This window comes from Stenotrophomonas sp. HMWF003 (assembly GCF_003061285.1).
In the GTDB taxonomy this organism is placed as follows: Bacteria; Pseudomonadota; Gammaproteobacteria; order Xanthomonadales; family Xanthomonadaceae; genus Stenotrophomonas; species Stenotrophomonas maltophilia_AP.
This window is the reverse complement of the sequence record NZ_QAIW01000468.1, coordinates 743-8,326: the sequence shown is the minus strand read 5'-3', so window position 1 is coordinate 8,326 and position 7,584 is coordinate 743. Positions and strand designations below refer to the sequence as shown.

8 protein-coding genes are annotated in these 7,584 nt (G+C 68.8%); all 8 read left to right on the top strand.

What is annotated here, in order from left to right; translation table 11 throughout:
* Positions 1–91 precede the first annotated feature (91 nt).
* From DBR34_RS20925 to DBR34_RS20890, 8 genes are read left to right on the top strand one after another with little or no spacing between them, the layout of a single operon-like run.
* Entirely contained in the window at positions 92–1,051 is a 960-nt protein-coding gene (locus tag DBR34_RS20925) for an acyl-CoA desaturase (RefSeq protein ID WP_128098207.1), read from the top strand.
* A gap of 1 nt (position 1,052) precedes the next feature.
* On the top strand, positions 1,053–2,333 hold the full coding sequence (locus tag DBR34_RS20920) for an FAD-dependent oxidoreductase (RefSeq protein ID WP_128098206.1): 1,281 nt from the start codon (positions 1,053–1,055) through the stop codon (positions 2,331–2,333).
* Positions 2,330–3,097, top strand: coding sequence for a DUF1365 domain-containing protein (locus tag DBR34_RS20915; protein WP_128098205.1), 768 nt, complete (start codon positions 2,330–2,332; stop codon positions 3,095–3,097). The genes DBR34_RS20920 and DBR34_RS20915 overlap by 4 nt, the downstream gene beginning before the upstream one ends.
* The gene (locus DBR34_RS20910) at positions 3,094–4,350 is read left to right on the top strand and encodes a cyclopropane-fatty-acyl-phospholipid synthase family protein (RefSeq protein WP_128098204.1); all 1,257 of its coding nucleotides are present in this window, start codon (positions 3,094–3,096) and stop codon (positions 4,348–4,350) included. Before DBR34_RS20915 ends, DBR34_RS20910 begins: the two co-directional genes overlap by 4 nt.
* A 1-nt stretch (position 4,351) precedes the next feature.
* Positions 4,352–4,903, top strand: coding sequence for a DUF2878 domain-containing protein (locus DBR34_RS20905; protein WP_128098203.1), 552 nt, complete (start codon positions 4,352–4,354; stop codon positions 4,901–4,903).
* Positions 4,900–5,697 (top strand): DUF1295 domain-containing protein, encoded by a 798-nt coding sequence (locus DBR34_RS20900; protein ID WP_128098202.1) that lies wholly within the window; start codon positions 4,900–4,902, stop codon positions 5,695–5,697. Before DBR34_RS20905 ends, DBR34_RS20900 begins: the two co-directional genes overlap by 4 nt.
* Complete coding sequence (locus DBR34_RS20895) at positions 5,694–6,767, top strand: cyclopropane-fatty-acyl-phospholipid synthase family protein (RefSeq protein WP_128098201.1); 1,074 nt, start codon at positions 5,694–5,696, stop codon at positions 6,765–6,767. Before DBR34_RS20900 ends, DBR34_RS20895 begins: the two co-directional genes overlap by 4 nt.
* Positions 6,768–6,792: 25 nt before the next feature.
* Positions 6,793–7,335, top strand: coding sequence for a lipocalin family protein (locus DBR34_RS20890; RefSeq protein WP_128098200.1), 543 nt, complete (start codon positions 6,793–6,795; stop codon positions 7,333–7,335).
* Positions 7,336–7,584 lie beyond the last annotated feature (249 nt).

The following is a 7,584-nucleotide window of genomic DNA, read 5'->3' as shown; positions in this document are numbered from 1 at the left end:
ACCCTGTAACGCGCACTTTTTTTCCGGATCCGTGCATCCGGATGGCCCTGGCTCCCGTATCTCCTGACAAGCACGCCAGGAGATTCGCGATATGTCGGCCGGACCCGCCACTGCAGCACCCCGCACGGCCCGCCGTGGCCTGATGGCCACCGTGTGGCGCTGGTTCGATACCAGCGCCGGGACGGCGGTGGCCGACGACGCGGCGCAGCGCGTGGACTGGCTGCGCGCGATCCCGTTCGCGGCGATGCACCTGGCCTGCCTGGCGGTGATCTGGGTGGGGGTGTCGTGGGTGGCGGTCGGCGTTGCGGTGGCGTTGTACGCCGTGCGGATGTTCGCCATCACCGCCTTCTACCACCGCTACTTCTCGCACCGCACCTTCCGCACCTCGCGCGCGGTGCAGTTCGTGTTCGCGGTGATCGGCGCGTCCAGCGTGCAGCGCGGCCCGCTGTGGTGGGCCGCCCACCACCGCACCCACCACCGCCATACCGACACCGCGGCCGATCCGCACTCGCCCGGCGTGCATGGCTTCTGGTGGAGCCACATGGGCTGGTTCCTCACCACCGACGGCTTCCGCACCCGGTGGGACCGCATCCCCGACCTGGCCAAGTACCCGGAACTGCGCTGGCTGGATCGCTTCGACACGCTGGTACCGATCGCGCTGGCCGCCGCGCTGTTCGGCCTGGGCGCGCTGCTCGAACACGTCGCGCCGTCGTGGGGCACCACCGGCGGGCAGATGCTGGTGTGGGGCTTCTTCATCTCCACCGTGGTGCTGTTCCACGCCACGGTCACCATCAACTCGCTGGCGCACCGTTTCGGCCGCCAGCGGTTCGCCACCGGTGACGACAGCCGCAACAACCTGTGGCTGGCGCTGCTCACCTTCGGCGAGGGCTGGCACAACAACCACCACTTCTTCCCGGGCACCGCGCGCCAGGGCTTCTACTGGTGGGAGATCGATGTGACCTGGTATGGCCTGCGGCTGATGGCGGCGCTGGGCCTGGTGCGCGACCTCAAACCGGTGCCGGCCTGGGTGCTGGCCAAGGCGGAGCACTGACATGCGTATCGCCGTGATCGGATCGGGCATCGCCGGCCTGGCCAGCGCCTGGTGGCTGGGCCAGCAGCACGAGGTGACGCTGTTCGAGGCCAACGACTACCTGGGCGGCCACACCCACACCCACCAGGTGCAGGTGGACGGCGCCAGCCACGCGGTGGACACCGGCTTCATCGTGTTCAACCCGCTGCACTACCCGCTGCTCACCGCGCTGTTCGACGAACTCAACGTGGCCTCCCAGCCCACCACCATGAGCTTCTCGGTGCACAGCGAGCGCAGCGGGCTGGAGTACAACGCCACCTCGCTGGATGGGTTGTTCTGCCAGCGTCGCAACCTGGTCTCGCCGCGCTTCTGGGGCATGCTTGGCGACCTGCGCCGGTTCTACCGCGAGGCGCCGGCGCTTCTGCACGGCGACGATGCGGGGCCCTCACTGGGGGACTACCTGCGCGACGGCCACTATGGGCGCACCTTCATCGACGAGCACCTGCTGCCCATGGCCTCGGCGCTGTGGTCCTCGCCCACCGCCAGCCTGGAGGCCTTCCCGGCGCGCTACCTGGTGCAGTTCATGGCCAACCACCAGATGCTGCAGGTGAGTGGTCGCGCACCGTGGCGGGTGGTGCAGGGCGGCTCGGCGCGTTACATCGACGCGATGCGGCGGCGTTGGCACGTTCGCGAACGGCTGGACTGCCGTGTATTCGGCGTGGAGCGCCACGAGCATGGGGTGCGCGTGCACAGCGCAGCCGGGCTGGAGGGCTTCGACCAGCTGGTGCTGGCCTGCCACAGCGACCAGGCCCTGGCGCTGCTGTCCGATGCCGACCGGAGCGAGCGCAGCGTGCTCGGCGCGATCCGCTACCAGCCCAACGAGGTGGTGCTGCATACCGACGCGCGCCTGCTGCCACGCAACCGCAAGGCGTGGGCCGCCTGGAACGCGCATGTACCAGCCAGCCCGCTGGCGCCGTGCACGGTCAGCTACCTGATGAACCAGCTGCAGGGCATCGATACCCCCACGCCGCTGGTGGTCACCTTGAACCGCACCGCGGCCATCGATCCGGCCAAGGTGCTGCGCACGCTGCACTACGCGCACCCGGTGCATGACCACGCGATGGTGGCGGCGCAGCAGCGCTGGGCCGAAATCCAGGGCCAGCGCCGCACCTGGTTTGCCGGCGCGTACTGGGGCTGGGGCTTCCACGAAGACGGCATCCGCAGTGCACGGCGCGTGGTCGATGCGCTGGAGGCGCTGGACGCCGAATCGTACTGGCCGCTGGCCCAGGCACAACCGGCATGAGCGCCAGCGCCCTCTACCGTGGCCGCATGCGGCACCGCCGCCACGCCCCACAGCCGCATGCGTTCGGCTACCCGGTGGCGCAGCTGCTGCTGGACCTGGACGAGATCGACACGCTGTTCGCGCGGCGCTGGCTGTGGTCGGTGGGCCGCCGCAACCTGGCCGAATTCCGCCGCAGCGACTACCTCGGCGATCCGCAGCAGCCGCTGGCCGATGCGGTACGCGCGCGCATCACCGCCGCGCTGGGCCGCGCCCCGCACGGCCCGATCCGCCTGCTCACCCACCTGCGCTACGCCGGCCACGTGTTCAACCCGGTCAGCTTCTACTACTGCTACGCAGAAGACGGCCACACGCTGGATTGCATCGTGGCCGAGATCACCAATACCCCGTGGAAAGAGCGGCACGCCTACGTGCTGCCGGTGACCACCGCCGACGCCAGCGGCCGCGCGCTGGCCTGGGAATTCGACAAGCAGTTCCATGTGTCGCCCTTCATGGCCATGGACTGCCATTACCGCTGGCGCTTCACCGCGCCCGGTGACGACCTGCACGTGCACATGCAGGTGTGGCGCGCCGGCGTGCGCCAGTTCGACGCCGACCTGGTGCTGCACCGCCACCCGATCACCGCGCGCAGCCTGGCCGGCGTGCTGCTGCGCTTTCCGCTGATGACCGTGCAGGTGGTGGCCGCCATCCACTGGCAGGCCCTGCGCCTGTGGCTCAAGCGCACCCCCGTCCACGACCACCCTTCGCTTGCAGGAAAACGCCCATGAACGACATGACCCGCCCGGTTGCGCTGCCGATGCCCACGGCGCTGGAGCGCTTCCTGCGCGAGCGCCTGCTGGCCCAGCTCGCCCCCCTGAGCGGCGGCTGCCTGCAGCTGCGCGATGCCGCCGGCGATGTACTGCTGGGCGATCCGGCGGCCCGCCTGCGCGTCACCGTGTGGGTGGATGACCCTGCGTTCTACCGTGCGGTGGCCGCGCAGGGCAGCGTGGGCGCGGGCGAGTCGTACATCCGCGGCGACTGGCGCTGCAGCGACCTGGTGGCGCTGGTGCAGCTGCTGGTACGCAACCGCGACCTGCTCGACGGCATGGAGCGCGGCGTGGCGCGCATCGGCGGCTGGCTGCTGAAGGGCTGGAACCGGCTGCGCCGCAACACCCGCGAAGGCAGCCGTCGCAACATCGCCGCGCATTACGACCTGGGCAATCCGTTCTTCTCGCTGTTCCTGTCGCCGGACCTGATGTACTCCTCGGCGTTGTACGCCAGCCCGGCCGATTCACTGGAAGACGCCTCGCGACGCAAGCTGGCACGCATCTGCGCACAGCTGCAGCTGCAACCGGGCGACCACGTGGTGGAGATCGGCACCGGCTGGGGGGGATTTGCGTTGTACGCAGCCGGCGAGATCGGCTGCCACGTCACCACCACCACCATCTCGGTGGAGCAGTACACGCTGGCCAAGGCGCGCGTGGAAGCAGCCGGCCTGCAGGACAAGGTCACGCTGCTGCTCAAGGACTACCGCGACCTGGACGGCCAGTACGACAAGCTGGTCTCCATCGAGATGATCGAGGCCATCGGTGCGCAGTACCTGGACACCTATTTCGACACGCTCACCCGCCTGCTCAAGCCCGATGGGCTGGCGCTGCTGCAGGCCATCACCATCGAAGACCAGCGCTACGAACAGGCGCGGCGCAGCGTGGATTACATCAAGCGCTTCGTGTTTCCCGGCAGCTTCATTCCCTCGATCAACGCGATCATGGCGGCCAAGACCCGCAGCAGCGACCTGCAGCTGATCGGCCAGCACGATTTCGGCACCTCCTACGCGCTCACCCTGCGCGCCTGGCGGCAGCGCTTCCTGGCGCAGCTGCCGGCGGTGCGTGCGCAGGGCTTCGACGAACGCTTCATCCGCCTGTGGGAGTTCTATCTGGCCTACTGCGAAGGTGGCTTCCTGGAACGCTCCATCGGCGTGTCGCACCTGCTGATGGCGCGCCCCGGCTACCGGCCTGCCGCGCCTGGCGAAGGCGGCTGAGATGCGCTTCTGGGCCAACGTGATCGGCAACCAGTTGGTGTGGCTGTGCGCGGTGGTCGGCGCCGGGCACGGCCTGCGCTGGCCCGCGCTGCTGGCCGCCGGTGTGTATGTGGGCAGCCAGCTGGCGCTGTCGCCGCAGCCCGGCGTGGAGCTGCGCCTGCTGGGCGTGGCGCTGCTGTGCGGACTGCTGGTGGACGGCATGGCCGGTGGCTCGGGCTGGGTGCACTACGCAGCTGGCAATGGGCCGGCGTGGGTGGCTCCGGTATGGATCCTGGCCTTGTGGGCGGCGTTCGCCATGACCTTGCCGGTCTCGTTTGCGGTGCTGCAGAAGCACCTGCGCATCGCCGCCCTGGTCGGGCTGCTGCTCGCACCGCTGGCCTATCTGTCGGCGGCACGTGGCTGGTCGGCGGTGAGTTTCGCTGCGCCGCGCTGGCAGGGCGTGTTGTTGCTGGGCCTCGGCTGGTCACTGGCGCTGCCGGTGCTGGCCGCGTGCACGCGCCACTGGCAGCGCACGTCGCAGCCCCTTTCTGATTCGGCGGGAGAACACGCATGAAACTGCTGTGGTGGGTATGGCTGTATGCCGCGTTGATCATGTGCTGGGGCTGGTGGTGGCAGCGCCGCCACCAGAACATCGGCGTGGTCGATGTGCTGTGGGCCAAGGGCGTGGGGGCGTCGGCCCTGCTGCTGGCCGTGCTGGGCAGTGGCGCACCGGCACCGCGTATCGCACTGGCGGTGCTCGGCGGCGTGTGGGGATCGCGATTGGCGCTGCATCTGTGGCACCGCGTGCGCAGCGAACCCGAAGACGGCCGCTACCAGCACCTGCGCGCCCACTGGAACGGGCACCAGGGCAAGATCTTCGGCTTCTTCCAGTTCCAGGCGGGGCTGATCGTGCTGTTCGCGCTGCCGTTCGTGGGGGTAGCGCACAACCCCCAGCCCGATGACCTGCGCTGGATCCTGGCCGCCATCGCGGTCTGGCTGCTCAGCGTGGGCGGCGAAGCGCTGGCTGACCGCCAGCTGGCGCGCTTCCGCGCCGACCCGGGCAACAAGGGCAAGACCTGCCGTGACGGGCTCTGGCGCTACTCGCGGCATCCCAACTACTTCTTCGAATGGCTGCACTGGTTCACCTACGTACTGCTGGCCGTGCACTCGCCGCTGTGGTGGCTGGCCTGGTCCGGGCCGGTGGTGATGTACGTGTTCCTGCGCTGGGTCAGCGGCATTCCCTTCACTGAAGCCCAGGCGCTGCGCAGCCGTGGCGAGGATTACCGCGACTACCAGCGCACCACGTCGATGTTGTTTCCGTGGTTTCCCTCCCGCTCACCGAATACCCGCAAGGAGCCGTCCCCGTGAATGTCGCCAGTGACTACCTGCCCACGCCCGACCACGCGCCGGGCCTGACCGGCCTGGCCGAGCGCGGCCTGCTGCCCGACGCGGTGCTGCGGCTGGGCATCCGTCGTCAATGCGAACAGCGCTTGCGCGAGGAACTGGCCGGAGGCCAGCAGGCGCAGTCGCAGCGCTTCGCCGCGCGCATCGCCGAGCTCTCGCACAGCGCCGTGGCGCTGCACGTGGATGCGGCCAACCGCCAGCACTACGAAGTGCCGGCCGGCTTCTTTGAACTGTGCCTGGGCAAGCGCCTGAAATACAGCAGCTGCTACTACCCCACCGGCACCGAAACACTGGACCAGGCCGAAGAGGCCATGCTGGCCCTGTACGGCCAGCGCGCCCAGCTGGCCGATGGCCAGGACATCCTGGAACTGGGCTGCGGCTGGGGCTCGCTGACCCTGTGGATGGCCGAGCATTACCCGAATGCGCGCATCACCGCGGTGTCCAACTCCAACAGCCAGCGCGAACACATCCAGGCGCAGTGCCGCCTGCGCGGGCTGGACAACGTCATCGTGCTGACCCGCGATGCCAACCACCTGATGCTGGAATCGGCCGCATTCGACCGTTGCGTGTCGATCGAGATGTTCGAGCACATGCGCAACTACCAGCAACTGCTGCAGCGCATCCACGGCTGGCTGCGCCCCCAAGGCAAGCTGTTCGTGCACATCTTCGTGCACCGCACGCTGATGTACCCGTTCGAGACCGAGGGCGAGGACAACTGGATGGGCCGGCACTTCTTCACCGGTGGCCTGATGCCCGCCGCCGACACGCTGCTGTGCTTCCAGCAGCACCTGCAGCTGCAGCAGCGCTGGCTGCTCGACGGCACCCATTACCAACGCACCGCCAACCATTGGCTGGCCAACCAGGACCAGCACCGCGACGCGGTGTTGGAGATCATGCGCCAGTGCTACGGCGCGCCCTCGGCGGCGTTGTGGGCGCAACGTTGGCGCATGTTCTGGATGGCCTGCGCCGAGCTGTTCGGCTACCAGGACGGCCAGCAATGGCAGGTGGCCCACTACCTGTTCGACCGCCCGTGACCCCGCCTGCCATGAGGAATCCGCCATGTCCTACCGCGCTCTCGTTCCGCTGTTGCTGGCCAGCATGATGCTCGGCTGCAGCGGCAACACCCGCCCCATTCCGCCCGTGGCACACGTGGATGTGCCGCGCTTCATGGGCGACTGGTATGTGATCGCGCATATTCCCAGCCGCCCCGAGCGCGAGGCGTTCGATGCGGTGGAGTCCTATGCGCTGCGCCCGGACGGGCGCATCCAGACCACCTTCCGTTACCGCAAGGGCAGCTTCGATGCGCCGGTGAAGACCATGCACCCGATCGGCACGGTGAAGCCCGGCACCAACGGTGCCGAGTGGGGCATGCAGTTCATCTGGCCGATCCAGGCCGAGTACGTGATCGTGTACCTGGATGCGGAGTACCAGCAGACCATCGTCGGGCGCAGCAAGCGCGACTACATGTGGCTGATGGCGCGTACCCCGACCATTCCCGAGGCGGACTACAAGGCCGCGATGACCCGGCTGGCCGCGCTGGGCTACGACCTGTCGCAGGTGCGTCGCGTGCCGCAGTCGCCTGCCGGCACCCGCCAGCCATAACTGCGCCGGGGTTCTCAGGCCCTGAGAAGCCGGTCGGCGATACTGTCCGCCTGGCCCCGCCATGGGTGCCCCGTCATTGCGGGGACGCACGCGGGCGCCACACTGCAGCAGCACGGAGGCGCCGATGGCCCACGGACGGGGGCATGCGCGGGCAGGGCGCGGAACGGGCGGACAGAAGGGTGCGACGTGGCGGACAAGTACTGCGATCTGGTCATGAAGGGCGGCATCACCAGCGGCATCGTGTATCCC